The 15,305-nt window shown below is 63.7% G+C and carries 11 protein-coding genes and 1 tRNA gene; 3 read left to right on the plus strand and 9 right to left on the minus strand.

Annotated elements, in window-relative coordinates; translation table 11 throughout:
• Nucleotides 1-132: 132 nt before the first annotated feature.
• The 5 genes from rimO to IHV84_RS17430 form a co-directional block, all read right to left on the minus strand.
• Nucleotides 133-1,524 (minus strand): 30S ribosomal protein S12 methylthiotransferase RimO, encoded by a 1,392-nt coding sequence (gene rimO, locus IHV84_RS17410; protein WP_044396771.1) that lies wholly within the window; start codon nt 1,522-1,524, stop codon nt 133-135.
• A 92-nt stretch (nt 1,525-1,616) separates the two neighbouring features.
• Complete coding sequence (gene phaR, locus IHV84_RS17415; protein WP_044396772.1) at nt 1,617-2,150, minus strand: polyhydroxyalkanoate synthesis repressor PhaR; 534 nt, start codon at nt 2,148-2,150, stop codon at nt 1,617-1,619.
• A gap of 198 nt (nt 2,151-2,348) precedes the next feature.
• Nucleotides 2,349-2,425, minus strand: a tRNA-Val gene (locus IHV84_RS17420).
• Nucleotides 2,426-2,502: 77 nt separating this feature from the next.
• On the minus strand, nt 2,503-4,713 hold the full coding sequence (locus IHV84_RS17425; protein WP_142081439.1) for a bifunctional (p)ppGpp synthetase/guanosine-3',5'-bis(diphosphate) 3'-pyrophosphohydrolase: 2,211 nt from the start codon (nt 4,711-4,713) through the stop codon (nt 2,503-2,505).
• Nucleotides 4,710-5,678, minus strand: coding sequence for an alpha/beta fold hydrolase (locus IHV84_RS17430; protein WP_198847809.1), 969 nt, complete (start codon nt 5,676-5,678; stop codon nt 4,710-4,712). The genes IHV84_RS17425 and IHV84_RS17430 overlap by 4 nt, the downstream gene beginning before the upstream one ends.
• A 155-nt stretch (nt 5,679-5,833) precedes the next feature.
• Between IHV84_RS17430 and IHV84_RS17435 the strand changes: the two genes are divergently transcribed.
• Nucleotides 5,834-6,616, plus strand: coding sequence for a 3-hydroxybutyrate dehydrogenase (locus IHV84_RS17435; protein ID WP_198847810.1), 783 nt, complete (start codon nt 5,834-5,836; stop codon nt 6,614-6,616).
• A gap of 123 nt (nt 6,617-6,739) precedes the next feature.
• Here IHV84_RS17435 and IHV84_RS17440 read toward each other — a convergent pair whose 3' ends face one another.
• The 4 genes from IHV84_RS17440 to IHV84_RS17455 all read right to left on the minus strand — a co-directional run bounded on the left by IHV84_RS17440 (nt 6,740) and on the right by IHV84_RS17455 (nt 12,926).
• Nucleotides 6,740-9,892 (minus strand): efflux RND transporter permease subunit, encoded by a 3,153-nt coding sequence (locus IHV84_RS17440; RefSeq protein ID WP_198847811.1) that lies wholly within the window; start codon nt 9,890-9,892, stop codon nt 6,740-6,742.
• 33 nt (nt 9,893-9,925) lie between these two features.
• The gene (locus IHV84_RS17445; RefSeq protein ID WP_198847812.1) at nt 9,926-11,245 is read right to left on the minus strand and encodes an efflux RND transporter periplasmic adaptor subunit; all 1,320 of its coding nucleotides are present in this window, start codon (nt 11,243-11,245) and stop codon (nt 9,926-9,928) included.
• A gap of 339 nt (nt 11,246-11,584) precedes the next feature.
• Entirely contained in the window at nt 11,585-12,031 is a 447-nt protein-coding gene (gene rnhA / locus IHV84_RS17450; RefSeq protein WP_044396814.1) for a ribonuclease HI, read from the minus strand.
• Nucleotides 12,032-12,107: 76 nt separating this feature from the next.
• Nucleotides 12,108-12,926, minus strand: a complete 819-nt coding sequence (locus tag IHV84_RS17455) for a class I SAM-dependent methyltransferase (RefSeq protein ID WP_142081454.1) — start codon at nt 12,924-12,926, stop codon at nt 12,108-12,110.
• On the opposite strand from IHV84_RS17455, the gene gloB reads away from it, so the two are divergent.
• Together gloB and IHV84_RS17465 are read left to right on the plus strand one after the other, a co-directional pair.
• Nucleotides 12,925-13,701: a hydroxyacylglutathione hydrolase gene (gloB, locus tag IHV84_RS17460; RefSeq protein ID WP_198847813.1), complete on the plus strand. Its 777-nt coding sequence runs from the start codon at nt 12,925-12,927 to the stop codon at nt 13,699-13,701. The two genes, IHV84_RS17455 and gloB, sit on opposite strands and share 2 nt — an antisense overlap.
• Entirely contained in the window at nt 13,698-15,218 is a 1,521-nt protein-coding gene (locus tag IHV84_RS17465; protein ID WP_198847814.1) for a transglycosylase SLT domain-containing protein, read from the plus strand. Before gloB ends, IHV84_RS17465 begins: the two co-directional genes overlap by 4 nt.
• Nucleotides 15,219-15,305 lie beyond the last annotated feature (87 nt).

Below are 15,305 nucleotides of genomic sequence, written 5' to 3' on the forward strand. Positions count from 1 at the left end.
CAAGACCCAGTATCCCGTCAAAAAAATGCCGCTCAGACTTAACTGAGCGGCATTGGCCTTGAAGGCTCCTTTTTTTATGTCCCATTTGCCTTGGCCGGGGGCTGTCACACCCCCACCAAGGCAGTTCAGTCATCAGATCGGCAAGGCCACCAGGTCGTGCCCCTGCACCGCCACGATGCGGGCCTTGGTGAATTCACCCACCTTGAGCTGTTTGCTGATCTTCTCGGGCGGCAGCAACTGCACGGTGCCATCGATCTCGGGCGCGTCGGCGTAGGTGCGGCCCACCCCGCCCTTGCGGCCCATGGCCGGGGCATGGTCCACCAGCACCTGCATGGTGGCGCCCACGCGGCGTTGCAGCTTGGCAATCGACACTTCTTCGGCCACGGCCATGAAGCGCGCACGGCGCTCCTCGCGCACTTCCAGGGGCAGCATGCCGGGTAGCTCGTTGGCCACAGCGCCCGTCACGTCGCTGTAGGCAAAGCAGCCCGCACGGTCGATCTGCGCTTCGCGCACAAAGTCCAGCAGGTGCTGGAACTCTTCTTCCGTTTCGCCAGGGAAGCCTGCAATGAAAGTGCTGCGGATCACGATCTCGGGGCAGGCCTCGCGCCAGCGCTGGATGCGCTCCAGATTGCGCTCGCCGCTGGCAGGGCGCTTCATGCGCTTGAGCACATCGGGGTGGCTGTGCTGGAACGGTACATCCAGGTAAGGCAGCACGCGGCCTGTGGCCATGAGCGGAATCACTTCATCCACGCTGGGGTACGGATACACGTAATGCAGACGCACCCAGGCGCCGTAGGGCTCGGCAATCTCGCCCAGGGTCTGCACCAGTTCCAGCATGCGGGTCTTGACGGGCTTGCCGTCCCAGAAGCCGGTGCGGTACTTCACGTCCACGCCATAGGCCGAGGTGTCCTGGCTGATGACCAGCAGCTCCTTCACGCCGCCTTCAAACAGGGCCTTGGCTTCCTTGAGCACATCACCCACAGGGCGCGAAACGAGGTCGCCGCGCATCGAAGGGATGATGCAGAAGGTGCAGCGGTGGTTACAGCCTTCGCTGATCTTCAGGTACGCATAGTGGCGCGGCGTGAGCTTGATGCCCGCCTCGCCAAAAGCGCCGGGCACCAGATCGAGGAACGGGTCGTGCGGCTTGGGCAGGTGGGCGTGTACCGCCTCCATCACCTCTTGCGTGGCGTGTGGGCCGGTGACGGCCAGCACGCTGGGGTGCACGTCTTTGACCAGATTGCCGCCGCTTTCGCCAGCGCGTGCGCCCAGGCAGCCCGTGACGATGACCTTGCCGTTTTCGGCCAGGGCCTCGCCAATCGTGTCCAGGCTTTCCTTCACGGCATCGTCAATGAACCCGCAGGTGTTGACGATGACGAGGTCCGCGCCCTCGAAGGTCTTGGAGGTTTCGTAGCCCTCGGCGCTGAGTTGCGTGAGGATGAGTTCGGAGTCCGTCAGAGCCTTGGGGCAGCCCAGGCTGACGAATCCGACTTTGGGTGTTTTTGTGGGGGAGAGTGCTTCGCTCATCCCCCTATTGTCCCAGTTCCGCGAGGCGGACGCCTATTGCCACCCCACATCGGGCCAGAAAGCACTGGATGCAGGTGCAAAAAATCGTGCGATCAGCGCTTGAGCCCGAATGCGCCCAGCATCTGCTCGGTCTGCTTTTGCATCTGCTCCTGCATTTGCGTGAGCATGGACTGGGACTGCTCCACGTAGTTGCCCATCATGCCCTTGAGCATGGGCGACTGCAGGTTCATGAACTGCGCCCACATTTCGGGCGTCACGCTCTGGGATTGCTCTGCCAGCTTCTTTTGCACATCAGTGAACGCCTGCACATTTTTTTCGAGGTACGCCCCCATGAAACCCTGCATGGCATGGCCATAGAAGCGGATGATGTTGGCAAGTACCGCCTCGCTGAACATCGGCGCCCCGCCCGCTTCCTCTTCCAGAATGATTTGCAGCAGGATGCTGCGGGTGAGGTCTTCTCCCGTCTTGGCATCGCGCACCACCACGTTCTGGTTGTCGATCACCAGCTGCCGCACTTCAGACAGGGTGATATAGGTGGAAGTGTCGGTGTCGTACAGGCGACGGTTGGGGTATTTTTTGATCACGCGCTGCGTAGTCTTGTGAGCGGCGCTGGTGGATTCGGGCAAAACGGAACTCCTCGGGCAGAACACCCATGTGTGTATTGCAGTGCAACACATTCTAGAGAGCCGCAGGCAAGCCCCTCTCCGAGGAATACCCTGATGAATCGCCTGAACGCAAAGTCCACGACGCGCGACAGAGCGGCCCGGAAAATAAAAAAGCCTTCCAAGCGATTTGCTTTGGAAGGCTTTTTACCAATGGTTAGTTGGTAGGCGCGATTGGACTCGAACCAACGACCCCCACCATGTCAAGGTGGTGCTCTAACCAGCTGAGCTACGCGCCTGTTTGTATTCGAGAATGCGATTATAGCATCAGTTTTTACGCCGAATCAATAAATCCAAGTTCAAGATCGCCCGAAGCTCAGCGCCTGCGCGCCGAACGCACGCCGGCCACGCTGGCCACAATGCCCAGCACCTTGTTGAGACGGCCCGAATCAGCCACCTCCACGGTGAATGTCATCCACGCCGTACCCTTGACCGACTGGGTCTGCACCCCGATCACATTGGTTTTCTCACGGGCAAACACTTCTGAGATGTCACGCAGCAGGCCCTGGCGGTCGGCAGCTTCCACAGCCACATCCACCGGGTACACCGCAGCGGCAGCAGCCTTGGGAGTGCCCCACTCCACATCGATCACGCGCTCGGCACTGCGGGCAGCCATTTCGCGGAAGTTGCTGCAGTCGGCACGGTGAACGCTCACGCCCTTGCCCCGGGTAACAAAGCCACGGATGACGTCGGGTGGCGCGGGCTTGCAGCACTTGGCCAACTGGGTCATCAGTGAATCGATACCCACCACCAGCACCCCGCCTTTAGGTGCAGATTCATTGGTGCGGGTTTTTTTGAGCAGCAGATACTCGTCCGGTTGCAGCACAGGCTCTGGCGGGCGCAGCAGGTTTTCGATGTTGCGCAGCGAAAACTCGTCCTTGCCCACCACTTCAAACAGCGCATCGGCCGACTTGAAGCCCAGCTGGGTGGCCAGGTCATCCAGCTTCATCGCCGTCTTGCCCTCGCGCTGCAGCAGCTTTTCCACCGCCTCGCGGCCACGGGCCACGGTTTCATGCGTGGCCTGGGCGTTGAACCAGGCGCGTACCTTGGCCTTGGCCCGGTTGCTGGTGAGGTAGCCCAGCTCAGCATTGAGCCAGTCGCGCGAGGGGCGCCCTTCCTTGACGGTGGTGATCTCCACCGTCTGCCCGTTTTGCAGCGGGGTGTTGAGCGGCACCATGGCGCCATCCACGCGCGCGCCCCGGCAGCGGTGGCCCACGCTGGTGTGCACGGCATAGGCAAAGTCTACCGGGGTGGAGCCTTGCGACAGTTCAATCACCGCTGCGTCGGGCGTCAGCACGTAGATGCGGTCTTCAAACAGGCCACGGTTGGGCACGGCGCCTGCCAGGTCACGCTCCCACGCCAGCAGCTGGCGCAGCACGGCGATCTTGGCGTCGTACTCGCCTGCGGCAGACACGCCCGCGTAGCCCTTGCTGCCCGCCTCTTTGTAAGCCCAGTGCGCGGCCACGCCATGCTCGGCATGTTCGTGCATGGCCTGGGTACGGATCTGGATTTCGACAGGGCGGCCCTGCTCGTCGCGCACGATGGTGTGCAGCGACTGGTAACCGTTGGGCTTGGGTTTGGCGATGTAGTCGTCAAACTCTTCCACGATGGGGGTGAACTGCTCATGCACCCAGCTCAGGGCGGCATAGCAGTCCTTCACGGTGGGCACCACCACGCGCAGGGCGCGCAAATCGAGCACCTGGTCAAAGTTCAGCGACTTGCCCCGCATCTTCTTGACGATGCTGTAGATGTGCTTGGGCCGGCCCTGCACGGTGGCGCTGATGCTGCGGCTGCGCAGTTCAGACTCCAGCCGCAGGCGCAGCTGCTGCATGTACATCTCGCGCTCGCCGCGCTTTTCATCGAGCAGGCGGGCCACTTCCTTGTAGGTGTCCGGCTCCAGAAAGCGGAAGGACAAGTCCTCCAGCTCCCACTTCATCTGCCAGATGCCCAGGCGGTTGGCCAGCGGCGCAAACACCTGCAGTGACTCGCGCGCGAGGCTGGGCGACACAGGCCGCTTGCTGGCCGCATGAAAGCGCAGCGTTTGCAGGCGCGACGCCAGGCGCAGCATGACCACCCGCAGGTCGCGCGAGAAGGCCAGCAGCATCTTGCGCACGTTCTCGGTCTGCACGGCAGGGTCGTCCACCTGCTCGGCTGCCAGGGCCTGGCGCTGCACGCGCATGAGCTTGGTGGTCTCGACGGCCAGGGCCGCAAAGCTGTCACCAAAAGCCTTGGCAATCACCTCTTCAGGCTTGTTCAAATGCACGCAGGCGTAGACCAGATAACTGGCGGCCTGCATGGCTTCAGACCCGCCAATGCCTTTGAGGATGGCGGCCACGGCATCGGCATGGACCAGGGTGTTCTCGCCCGAATCCAGCGTCTCGCAGGCCAGCAACGGCTCGGCAAACGCGCGGGCGCGGGCCAAGGCGTCAACCTGCTCGGGCAAGGCGTTGGCGGTGGCCGCAATCAGTTGCGGCAGCGGCTCGGTCTGCGTGAGGGCGGGGGCTTGGGTAGCGGGGTTTGTCTTCATCCTGCCAATGCACTTTCTGCGACAGGGGCAGCCAATAGGAAATTCTGGACGACGGCCACCTGGTCGGCAGCGATCAAGGTGGGGGCATGTCCCACACCTTCAAACTCCACACAATGCGCCTTGGGCCCACGGACCTGCATGGCCTGGGCCGTTTCGGGCGACAACAGGTCGGACTGCGCCCCGCGCAGCAACAGCGTTTGGGCCTGGATCTGGTCGTACAGCTGCCAGAGCACGGATTCGCCGGCGGCTGCTGCTTCCTGGGTCAAGGCCCGGAACGGCACGGCAATCGCCGGGTCGTAGTGCAGCGTCAAGCCGCCATCGGGCAAGCTGCGCAGCATGGGCCTGGAAAGCTCCAGCCATTGCTGCTGCGTGTGCGGCCCAAAGCTGGTGGAGATGGCCCACATCGCATCGGCCGCCTGCTGCAGCGAATCAAATCGCGCCGGGTAACCCAGATATTGGCCAATGCGCTGCAGCGCTTGCCACTGGATGACGGGGCCCACATCGTTCAACACCAGCCGACGCACAGGTGCGGGCAGCGGCAAGCCGGGCTGCCCCGCCACCGCCATGCCGATGAGCCCGCCCATGCTGGTGCCCACCCAGTCCAGTGTGGTGATGGGCGCTTGCTGGTGCACTTGCGCCAGCAGGGCCAGCATGTCGGCAGCGTAGACGGGCAATTGGTAACCCAGGGGGTCGGCCAGCCAGTCGCTTTGGCCACGCCCCACCACATCAGGGCAGATCACGCGTGCGTGGGCACTCAGGCTGCGCGCCAAGGTGTCAAAGTCCCGCCCCTGCCGCGAAAGGCCGTGCACACACACCACCACATGGGGGTGGGCAGGGTTGCCCGTGGCATTCCACTCCCAATAGGCCATGCGGTGCTGCGCAGCAGCGGCATCGGCATGGGTTGCTGGTGCCGAGGCGGCTGCAGGGCCTGGGCACGGTACGTAGTTCAGCGTAGGTTCAATCATGGGTACGAAATCCGGGAGCAGCGCTTGATAATGGCCGCGTTGCATCGTAATTCATTCGGACTTGCGCAAATCAGGATGCAACCAAAGCTTTTGCCCTGCCAAGGGGTGTCTGCCCCCCACGCTGCGCAAGTCATGCTCATTACGGAGAGACTCTCATGCTGAAAGGCAAAACGGCCCTCGTCACCGGCTCGACCAGCGGCATTGGTTTGGGCATTGCAAAAGCGCTGGCGCGCCAGGGGGCCAACATTGTGCTCAACGGCTTTGGCGATGTGGACACGCCCCGCGCTGAAGTGCTGGCCGCCGGCCAGGCCAGCGGGGCGCAAGTGGCGTACCACGGGGCCGACATGAGTCGCGCCGCAGACATCGAAGACCTGATGCGCTACAGCGAGGCGCAGTTTGGCCAGGTGGACATTCTGGTGAACAACGCAGGTATCCAGCATGTGGCCAATGTGGAGGATTTTCCCGTCGAGCGGTGGGACGCCATCATTGCCATCAACCTGACCAGCGCCTTCCACACCTCGCGCCTGGCCCTGCCCGCCATGCGCCGCGCCAACTGGGGCCGCATCATCAACGTGGCTTCGGTGCACGGCTTGGTGGGGTCTGCGCAAAAGTCGGCTTATGTGGCCGCCAAGCACGGCATCGTGGGGCTGACCAAGGTGACGGCGCTGGAGACCGCCACCACCGGCATCACCGCCAACGCCATCTGCCCCGGCTGGGTGCTGACCCCGCTGGTGCAAAAGCAGGTGGACGCCAAGGCTGCCGCCCACGGCCTGACCAACGAAGAAGCCACGAAGCTGCTGCTGGGCGAAAAAGAACCTTCCATGCAGTTCACCACCCCCGACGAACTGGGCGAGCTGGCGGTGTTCTTCTGCTCCACAGCCGCCAACAACGTGCGCGGCGTGGCATGGAACATGGACGGCGGCTGGGCTGCGCAGTAAGCCCAAACGCTATTAATTTAATAGCTACCAGCGCTTACCTATAAAGCGCCAGAGGCCAATTTCATCAAAAAGGCCCTTTGCATTGCGCAAAGGGCCTTTCTCATTCTGGAGGCAGTGTGGCGGTCAACCGTGGGCCGGTGCAGACCCTGCAGGCCCGTCAGCGTGCGGGGCTGCCGAATCCACCGCCACCGTGGTCTTGGCACCCGGTACGGCTTTGCGGGCAAACAGCGTGTACATGGTGGGCACCACAAAAATGGTGAGCAAGGTGCCCAGCGACATGCCGCCCACAATCACCCAGCCGATCTGCGAACGGGTCTCGGCCCCGGCACCGGTGGCCAACGCCAGCGGCACCGCGCCCAGCACCATGGCACCCGTGGTCATCAGGATGGGGCGCAGGCGCTGGGCAGACGCCTTGACCAGCGCATCCACCATCTCCATGCCCTCTTCACGCAGTTGGTTGGTGAACTCCACAATCAAGATGCCGTGTTTGGTGATGAGCCCCACCAGCGTGATGAGCCCGATTTGTGAATACACGTTGAGCGAGCCCCCGCTCCACTGCAGCGCCAGCAGCGCGCCAATCATGGACAGCGGCACCGACACCATGATGACCAGCGGGTCGATGAAGCTCTCAAACTGCGCGGCCAGCACCAGAAAGATGAACACCAGCGCCAGCAGGAAGACCACGCCCAAGGCCCCTTGCGAGCTCTTGAACTCGCGCGAGGTGCCGTTCAGATCGGTCGTGTAGCCGGGCTTGAGCACCTTGGCGGCAGTGTCATCCATGAATTTCAGCGCTTCGCCCAGCGAATAGTCGCGCGACAGGTTGGCGGTGATGGTGACCGAGCGGCGCTGGCCGAAGTGGTTCAGCTCGCGCGGGCTCACGCTTTCCTTCACGTTCACCAGGCTGGAGAGCGGAATCATCGCGTCATTGCGGCCCCGCACGTAGATGCTGTCGATGTTCTCGGGCGTGGTGCGGCCCCGGGCCTCGGTTTGCACGATCACATCGTACTGCTCGGCATCGCGCTTGTAGCGCGTCACGGTGCGCCCGCCCAGCATGGTCTCAATCGCCCGGGCCACCACGTCCACGCTCACGCCCAGGTCGGCTGCGCGCTCGCGGTTCACGCTAATGCGCAACTCGGGCTTGTTCAGGCGCAGGTCTGCATCAGGCGCGATGATGCCGGGGTTCTTGGCCATCTCGGCCAACATCTGCCGGGTCACGGCATTGAGGTTTTCGTAGCTGTCCGAGGTCTGGATCACATACGTCAGTGGCCGCGACCGAAAGCCCTGGCCCAAGGACGGCGGCGTGATCAAAAAGGCATTCACCCCCGGCAGCGCGCCCACTTTGGGCTGCAGCTCGCGGGCCATATCCAGGGTGCTGCGCTCGCGCTGCTCCCAGTCCACCGTGCGGTAAATCACGCTGCCCTGGGCCACGGTGGGGTTGCCGATGTTGGCGAAGATGCGGTCAAACTCGGGGTAGTCGCGCCCGATCTTCTCCAGCTCCAGCGCATAGCGGTTGGTGTAGTCCAGCGTGGCGCCATCGGGTGCGGTGACGTTGACGAGAATGGTGCCCCGGTCTTCCAGCGGCGACAACTCTTGCTTCATCTTGGGGTAGACCAGCGCCAGCCCCGCCGCGCTGGCCAACATCACGCCCACCACCAGCCAGCGGGCCTGGAACAGCGCGCCCCGCAGTCCGCCACCACCGCCCCAACGGGCCGTGACCACCCAGCGCAGCAGCCGGCCATAAGCGTCTGACATGGCGGTGAGCCAGCGCTCGATGGATCGGTCGAACCAGTTGGGCTTGGGGTTGTGCTTGAGCAGCAGCGAACACATCATGGGCGACAGCGTCAGCGCCACAAAGCCGGACACCACCACCGCACCGGCCAGGGCCAGCGCAAACTCCACAAACAGCCGCCCGGTGCGGCCGGGCGTGAAGGCCAGCGGCGCATACACGGCCACCAGCGTGAGTGTCATGGCAACGATGGCGAAGCCGATTTCCTTGGCACCCTTGATGGCGGCAGAGAACGGATCGAGCCCCTCTTCGATGTGCCGGTAGATGTTCTCCAGCATCACGATGGCATCGTCCACCACCAGCCCAATCGCCAGCACCAGCGCCAGCAAGGTGAGCGTGTTGATGGAAAAGCCGGCCAGGGCCATCAGCGCAAAAGAGCCCACCAAGCTGACCGGAATGGTGATGATGGGAATGATGGACGCGCGCAGGGTGCGCAGGAACACAAAAATCACCAGCGCCACCAGCACCACCGCCTCGGCAATGGTCTGGTACACGCTCTTGACCGAGCGGTCGATGAACAGCGAGTTGTCGTTGGCGATGTCGATGGTGATGTCTGCAGGTAAATCAGCCTTCAGGGTGGGCAGCATCGCGCGCACACCGGCAGACAGCTCCAGCGGGTTGGCCGTGGCCTGGCGGATCACGCCCATCGAAATGGCATCGCGGCCATTGAGGCGCACGCGGCTGCGGTCGCTGGCGGCGCTTTCTTCCACGCGCGCCACATCGCGCATGCGCACGGGAAAGCCGTTCACGGTGCGGATCACAATGTCGGAGAACTGCGCCGGGCGGGCCAGTTCGGTCTGCGAAGTCACGCTGAACTCGCGCTGCTGCGATTCGATACGGCCTGCGGGCAGCTCCAGGTTGTTGCGACGAATGGCGTCTTCTACGTCCTGCGTGGTCAGGCGGTAGCCCGCCATGCGCTCAGGGTCCAGCCAGATGCGCATGGCGTAGCGGCGCTCGCCGTAAATGGGCACATCGGCCACGCCAGTCACCGTCTGCAGCCGGGGCTTGACGATGCGGTTGAGCAAATCGTTGATTTCGAGCGGGCTACGCGTGTCGCTGCTGAAGGCCAGCCACATCACGGGCGAGGCATCGGCCTCCACCTTGGCAATCACCGGCTCGTCCACCGCATCGGGCAGACGGTTACGCACCCGCGCCGTGCGGTCGCGCACCTCGGCGGCGGCGTTGTCGGCATCTTTCTCCAGCCGAAAGCGCACGCTGATCTGGCTTTGCTCGGCACGGCTGATGGAGGTGATCACATCCACCGCATCAATGCCCGCAATCGAGTCTTCGAGGGGCTTGGTGACCTGGGACTCGATCACCTCCGCCGAGGCCCCGGCGTAGCGCACGCTCACCGTGACCACGGGCTCGTCGATCTTGGGGTACTCACGCACCGTCAGGCGGGTGAAACTCACGGCCCCTACCAGCAAGACCAGCAGGGACAGGACGGTGGCGAACACCGGTCGGCGGATGGAGATTTCAGCAAGTTGCATGGCGAGCGTCGGGCAATGTCAGAAATGCAGAACTCAGGAAGACTGGCCGCCGCGCACCGGCGTCGGCTGCGTGGTGGCGCTCAGCGGACTCTGGCACGGGTTGGCGCCCGGCAAAGGGGGCGCAGCGGCTGGGGCGGCTGCCGTGGCCGCACCAGATACTGGCTGGGACGCAGCGGAAGATGCCGTGGCAGGAGGTTCCGCGCCTGCGGCAGAGCGCCCAGCAGAAGGCTGGCCCAGCTCCACCACGCGCACCGCCATGCCATCGCGTTGCAGGCGCTGCTGCCCCGCCGTGACCACCACATCACCCGGTGCAAGCCCTTCCACCACCTCCACAAACCCTGGGGTGCGTGCGCCCAGCCGCACGGGGGTGCGCTTGGCCACCTGGCTGCCCTCTTCCGTACCAGCCACCACTCGCAACACATAAGGCGCTGCACCATCGGGAACGATAGCCTCCTCAGGCACCACATTGGCGTCAGAGCGTTCACCAAACACCGCCGTGACGCGTGCAAACATGCCGGGGCGCAACTGCAGGCGGCGGTTGTCGATGCAGCCGCGCACGGCGAGCGAGCGGCCATCGGCATCGATCTGCGGGTTGATGGCCAGCACCACGGCCGAATACTGCACGCCCGGCAGCGCATCAAAGGCCACGCGGGCCGTCTGGCCGGTTTTCACCTTGTTCTGCAACCGCTCGGGCAGGCGGAAGTCCACGTACACCGCATCCAGGTCTTCCACGTTGACGATGTCGGCGCCATCCTTGAGGTAGTCGCCCACGTTCACGCCGCGAATGCCTGCAACGCCATCAAACGGCGCCACGATGCGCAGGCGCTGGGCTGTGGCTTCGGCCAGGGCGAGCTTGGCCTCAGCCACTTCAAGATTGGCGGCACTTTCGTCCACCGAACGCTGGCTGATGAACCCCTGGGCCACCAGCTCCTGGTTGCGCTTGTGGTTGGCGCGGGCGATCGACAACTCGGCACGGCTTTGCTGCACCTGGGCGCGGGGCAGCTGGTCATCCAGCTGCACCAGCAGCTGCCCTTTGCGCACGCGCTGCCCATCGCTGAAATTGAGCTGCGTGATGCGCCCGCTGATTTCAGGCCGCAGCACCACGCTACGCCGCGAACGCAAGCTGCCCACAGTCTCTGCATCGTCGCGCATGGTCATCTGGCGCACCTTGGTCGCTTCCACCATCACGGGTTTTGCAGGGCTTTGCGCACCAGGCTTGGCCGCTGCGTTGCCCTGCGGTGCGGGAGCACCGGCGCGAGAAGACCGCGCAGGCGACTGAAACCACCAGGCGGCGCCTGAAGCAACAGCCAAACCGAGAACAGCAAAAACGACGTATTTGTTCTTGAGCGCCATGAAATCACAGACCTGGGATGAGCGAAATGCAGCCAAACAATGTATCAGCGCGCTGTGGCCTGCGCAGGCGCCCCGCGCTTAACCCCGCCAGCCATTCCCTGAGATTTACGCAAGCTTTACACGAACGCTGTACGAGAAAACACTGCGCCGTCGCCTGGCCATCACCATGGGGACGGAAGGCGCGAGTGAGCGGTCGTCAGAAAGAGGGTGAAGGGAGTCTGCACAAAGGCAGCCTCATCGCCATCAGCTGCCAATGAAAGCCGCAGGCAAGCAACCATGCCCACAGCCTTTCAGGCGGGCTTGGCACCGTGGCGAGATGCCAGGCATGTCAGAGGCCTCTCAGCGCCCCATCGCCTTGTCAACGCCCAGGTTGGCCAGCGCGTCAGCGCGCTCGTTGCCAGGGTGACCCGAGTGGCCCTTCACCCAGCGCCATTCAATGCGGTGCCCGCCCGTGTTCACCAGGGTGTCCAGCCGCTTCCACAGCTCCACGTTTTTCACAGGCTGGTTGGACGCGGTGCGCCAGCCCTTGGCCTTCCAGCCGTGAATCCACTCGGTAATGCCCTTGCGCACATATTCACTGTCCAGAAAAAGCGTCACGGCGCAAGGGCGTTTGAGGGCCGACAGCGCCTCAATCACGGCCATCAGCTCCATGCGGTTGTTCGTGGTGCCCAGTTCGCCGCCAAACAATTCTTTTTCCAGCGCGCCAGAACGCAACAGCACGCCCCAGCCGCCGGGGCCGGGATTGCCTTTGCACGCACCATCTGTGTAGATCTCAACCTGATTCAAACCGGATTCCTGCCAATTGATTAAAAAGAGTTGCGAGCCAATGCTTGAGCGCGACGCGCAGCGCCGCCCGGGGTGATCAGCGCGGCGGCATGGGGCCATGCGGCCCGGACTTTCGCGCCACCGGCACCGTGGCAGCCACCCGCTTGCGGCCCGAGCGCCATGCGGGCTCCAGCAGACGCATGCCATGCACACGCTTGACGGCCACCAAAAAGTAGCCAGCCCCAAGAATGGGCCACCACTTCTCGCCCAGGGGATCAACCCACGAAAAGCGCTCCAGCCATTCGGCACTGCGCACTGCTGGACGATAACAGCCAAAGCGGACGGTCTCGACCTCGAAGCTCAACAAACGCAGCCAGTCGCGCATGCGCCGAACACCGATGAACTCCCCCACATCGGGCAAATACAGGGGTTCCTGCGTCCAGCGCTGGCACAGCCGTACACGCATCTGCCGCAGTCCCCACAGGCTCAGGGGGTTGAGCCCGGCAATCACCACCCGGCCCTCGGGCACCAGCACACGCTCCACTTCACGCAGCGCCATGTGCGGATCCACGCTCAACTCCAGGGTGTGGGGCAACACCACCAAATCCAGACTGGCATTGGGGAATGGCAAGGCCTCGGGCTCAGCCCACAGGGCCGCCGCACGCGGCGCATGGGACGTGCCAGCGTCCGAGGGCTCTTCAGTGCGCGAGAGCATGGCATCCGCCCCCAGCGCCAGCCACTGGTGCGGCATACGGTTGGTTCGCAGACCTTCGATGCGCGGCATACCCAGCTGCAGCGCGTGGTAGCCAAAGATGTCGGCCACGGCGTCGTCCATGCAGGCCTGCTCCCAGGCAAGCAGGTAGCGGCCTGGGGCAGAGTCGAACCACTGGTGCAAATCTATAATTTCAGAGCTCATGAAACTGCTGCCGCTACCCGCCTTCACCGACAACTACATCTGGATGCTGCATGACGGAACGCATGCCGTGGTGGTGGACCCTGGGGATGCAACCCCGGTGCAGCACGCATTGCAGTCGCTGGGGTTGACGCTGCAGGCGATTCTAGTCACCCACCACCATGCGGATCATGTCGGTGGCGTAGGGGCTTTGCAGCAGCAAACGGGGGCGACCGTCTACGGCCCTGCAACCGAAAAAATCACACCCCGACCCATCGGGCTCACGGAAGGCCAGCAGGTACAAGTGCTGGGTCTTACCTTGCAGGTGCTGGACGTGCCGGGGCACACCGCTGGGCACATCGCCTACTACTGCGCAGACTCGCCCGAAGGCCCCTTGCTGTTCTGCGGCGATACACTGTTCTCCGGCGGGTGCGGTCGCCTGTTTGAGGGCACGCCTGCGCAGATGCATGCATCGCTGCAGAAACTCAGCGCATTGCCCGACCACACCCAGGTGTGTTGTGCGCATGAATACACACTCTCTAACCTGAAATTTGCCTTGGCGGTGGAACCCACCAACGAGGCATTGCTCAACTACAACGCCTGGTGCGCGGCACAGCGCGCCAGTGGCCGCCCCACGCTGCCATCCCACATGGCGCAGGAGCGCGCCATCAATCCGTTTTTGCGGGTTCAGCAACCGGCAGTCGCACAAGCCGCCCAGGCTTATGCACCGCAGACCGATGTCAACGACGCAATTGCCGTACTGGCGGCCTTGCGCAATTGGAAGAACGAGTTTCGATGAAATTTCTGCACATTGTCAGCCTGGTAGGCATGCTCTGGTTGACGGGCTGCGCCACCACCGGCGGAGCCCCTGGGGTGGTCAGCAACGCCCCTGACGACACACCCACCAGCAGTCGCCCTGCGCACACCCCCATCATCCCCAAGGGCCCCCTGCAGCCCATCAAGGCGGCCAATGCCAGTAGCCAGGAGGTCGCATCGCTCTCCACCCCGGCAGACCTCTGGGACCGCATCCGGCGTGGCTTTGCCATGCCCGACCTGCAGCATGAACTGGTGCAAGACCGCGAGCAGTGGTACGCCAGCCGCCCCGACTACATGCAGCGCATGACGGAGCGCTCCAGCAAATACCTGTTCCATATCGTTGAAGAGCTGGAGCGGCGCGGCATGCCCACCGAACTGGCCCTGCTGCCCTACATTGAAAGTGCCTTCAACCCCCAGGCGGTCTCCAGCGCCAAGGCGGCAGGCATGTGGCAGTTCATGCCGGCCACCGGCAGTTACTTTGACCTGAAGCAGAACGCGTTCCGTGATGACCGGCGCGACGTGCTGGCCTCCACCCGCGCCGCGCTGGACTACCTGCAAAAGCTCTACGGCATGTTTGGCGACTGGCACCTGGCCCTGGCGGCCTACAACTGGGGTGAAGGCAGCGTGGGCCGTGCCATTGCCCGCAACCAGAAACAGGGTCTGGGCACCAGCTACACCGACCTGAACATGCCTGCAGAAACACGCATGTATGTGCCCAAGCTGCAGGCCGTGAAAAACATTGTGGCCAACCCGGAAGCCTTCAAAACCGAGTTGCCGGTGATTGAGAACCACCCCTACTTCCAGACGGTGGACATCACCCACGACATTGACGTTGCACTGGCGGCCAGCCTCGCGGGGATTCGCGAAGCAGACTTCCGGGCGCTGAACCCCTCCTTCCACAAGCCGGTGATCCTGGCAGCGGGCACGCCGCAGATTCTGCTGCCCTGGGACAACGCCAAGGTGTTCCAGCGCAACCTTGAAGCCCACAAAGAGGGGCAATACGCCAGCTGGACGGTGTGGCCCGTTCCCACCACCATGACCGTGGCCGAGGCTGCGCGGCGCACGGACATGAGCGAAAGCGACCTGCGCAGCGTGAACAACATCCCACCGCGCATGATGATCAAGGCGGGCTCGGCACTGATCGTTCCACGCAGCGCCACCACCCGCCAGGACGTGTCTTCACACCTGGCCGACAACGGACAGGTGGCCCTGGCACCCGAGATCGTCACGCGCCGCGCCTCGGTGCGGGCGGGCAAGGGCGAAACCGTGGCCACACTGGCCAGGCGCTACAAGGTCAGCGCAGCGAACGTGGCCGACTGGAACGATGTGAAACTGAACGCAGCCTTCAAGGCGGGCCAGCAAGTCGTGATGTACCTGCCAGTGCGCCAGGCATCAGCGCCAGCGCCACGGGCACAGGCACGCAGTGCCTCTGGCAAGGTGGTCTCTGCATCCACCCCCAAGCGCCGTGGCGGTACGCCGTCGAAGGTGCGGCGGCGCTGACACAGGCATTCGGGCGGGCTGGCCAGTCACCAGCCTTGCCTTGATTGAGTGTGTGCGGAGCAACAACCCGCACACCGGCACCTCAAG

Origin of the sequence: Acidovorax sp. IB03 (genome assembly GCF_016406015.1) — a bacterium.
Classification (GTDB): Bacteria; Pseudomonadota; Gammaproteobacteria; order Burkholderiales; family Burkholderiaceae_C; genus Acidovorax; species Acidovorax temperans.